The 1,670-nt window shown below is 69.9% G+C and carries 4 protein-coding genes; 2 read left to right on the top strand and 2 right to left on the bottom strand.

Annotated elements, in window-relative coordinates:
* Positions 1 to 34 precede the first annotated feature (34 nt).
* The gene (locus U4E84_RS16900; protein WP_322533270.1) at positions 35 to 211 is read right to left on the bottom strand and encodes a hypothetical protein; all 177 of its coding nucleotides are present in this window, start codon (positions 209 to 211) and stop codon (positions 35 to 37) included.
* Between the two features lie 377 nt (positions 212 to 588).
* Here U4E84_RS16900 and U4E84_RS16905 point away from each other — a divergent pair, with 377 nt between their 5' ends.
* Positions 589 to 903: a LysE family transporter gene (locus U4E84_RS16905; RefSeq protein ID WP_322533271.1), complete on the top strand. Its 315-nt coding sequence runs from the start codon at positions 589 to 591 to the stop codon at positions 901 to 903.
* A gap of 82 nt (positions 904 to 985) precedes the next feature.
* The gene (locus U4E84_RS16910) at positions 986 to 1,366 is read left to right on the top strand and encodes a hypothetical protein (protein WP_322533273.1); all 381 of its coding nucleotides are present in this window, start codon (positions 986 to 988) and stop codon (positions 1,364 to 1,366) included.
* Here the strand turns inward: U4E84_RS16910 and U4E84_RS16915 are convergent.
* Positions 1,249 to 1,670, bottom strand: a 422-nt coding sequence (locus tag U4E84_RS16915) for a peptide-methionine (S)-S-oxide reductase (protein ID WP_322533272.1), incomplete at its 5' end; no start/stop codon positions are given. The genes U4E84_RS16910 and U4E84_RS16915 overlap by 118 nt on opposite strands.

Below are 1,670 nucleotides of genomic sequence, written 5' to 3' on the forward strand. Positions count from 1 at the left end.
ACCCTCTCCGGCACGTCGCGGCGCCCCCGCCCGCCTACTCGATTCCGTCGAGCAGCTTCAAGTAGAACGCGTCCTGCTCGCGCCGCGCGTCGGTCCCGTCGCTGTCCTCGGTGTAGTTCACCGCCCTCGTGACCGCCTCCGGGTCGATCCCGACCGCCTCGGGGTCGCGCCGCTCCCACTCGTTCGCGTCCGGGACGTACGTCCGGCCCATCAGACGCGACCCCGCTCCGTCCCGGACTCGGTCAGCCGGCCGTGTCGCGTACCACCTACGGCGAGAGACGCGTCGCCGTCTTCGGTACGTTCGTCGGCGCCGTCCGGCGGCCCCCGTGAGACTCCTGTGTCGAAGCTTAGCATGGACCGTCGTTCAGGGAGGGATCGCATTAGCGTGTCGCTCGCCCCGCGGATTCGTCCGCCGTTTCTTCGGCGACGGGGGAACGAGGAGGATCGGAGAACCCGTCCGGATTGCCCGTACCCGCGCGCTGTCGAACGTGGTTTGTAACGTGGAGTGTCGGATTCACGCCCGCCGTGAACGGCGGGACTCTCTCCTTGATTCAGGTAGTCCGTCCCGGGGCACCGTGGGAGTACCGGATGGCCCTCACGGCGTTCGTCCACGGATTCGCGCTCTCGGTCGGGCTGATCGCCGCCGTCGGGCCGCAGAACGTGTTCGTGTTCCAGCAGGGGGCGGTCCAGCCGCGCCTCCGCCGGTCGATCCCGACGGTGGTCACGGCGGGCGTCGCGGACACGGTTCTGATCCTGCTCGGCGTGCTCGGCGTGTCCGCGGTCGTGATTGAGTACGCGTGGCTCCGGACGGTCCTACTCGGCGGCGGCGTGGCCTTCCTGCTCTACGTTGGGTTGGACGCTCCTGTCGACTCCCGTCGTCGACCTGAAGGCCCGGGAGGGTGAGCTGTTGGGCGCGCGCGAGCAGGTCGGATTCACCGCGTCGCTCTCGCTGCTCAATCCGCACGCCGTCTTGGACACGGTCGGCGTGATCGGGACGAACGCGCTGGCGTACGCGGCCCCGAGCCGGTGGGCGTTCACCGCGGCGTGTCTCGTCGTCTCGTGGGGCTGGTTCCTCGGGCTTGCTGCGGGGGGCCGGCTGCTCGGAGACGCGATCGCGACCGACGGCCGGCTCCGATATCTCAACGCGATCTCGGCGGGCGCCGTCTGGGCCGTCGCGCTCTTCATGGCGTGGCGGCTTCTCGGGCGGGTCGGCCGGAGACGAACTCGCTCGAACCGGGGGAGACGTAGTCAGGCGATTCCGTCGGACTCCGGCGGGAGGTTCTCCGCGACCGCGACGTCGTGTCCGGCGGCGTACGCGTTCAGCTTTGCCGCGAGCGGCGACTCCCGAAGCGCTTCGTCGCCGTAGCCGGCGGCGTCGAACGCGTCCATCAGCGAGGCGACGGACCGAAGGCGGTACTTCTGGTGGTACGCCTCGGCCGGGTAAAAGCGGGAGAGCCGCTCGACGCGCGTCCCGATTCCGTCGGCGGTGAGTCCCCGCGCCGACAGGAACTCGTCGACGGCGGCCCGCTGGCTCTTCGTCGCGGGCAGGACGACGTTCTGGTACTGCGTCTTCCGGGTCTGGTGGCGCGGGTCGTGCGACTCGAACACCGCTTTCAGGAGGTCGCGATACGCCGTCGCGTCCGGGTCGAAGTCGACCTGGAAGACCTCGG

Origin of the sequence: Halorubrum sp. AD140 (assembly GCF_034497445.1) — an archaeon.
In the GTDB taxonomy this organism is placed as follows: Archaea; Halobacteriota; Halobacteria; order Halobacteriales; family Haloferacaceae; genus Halorubrum.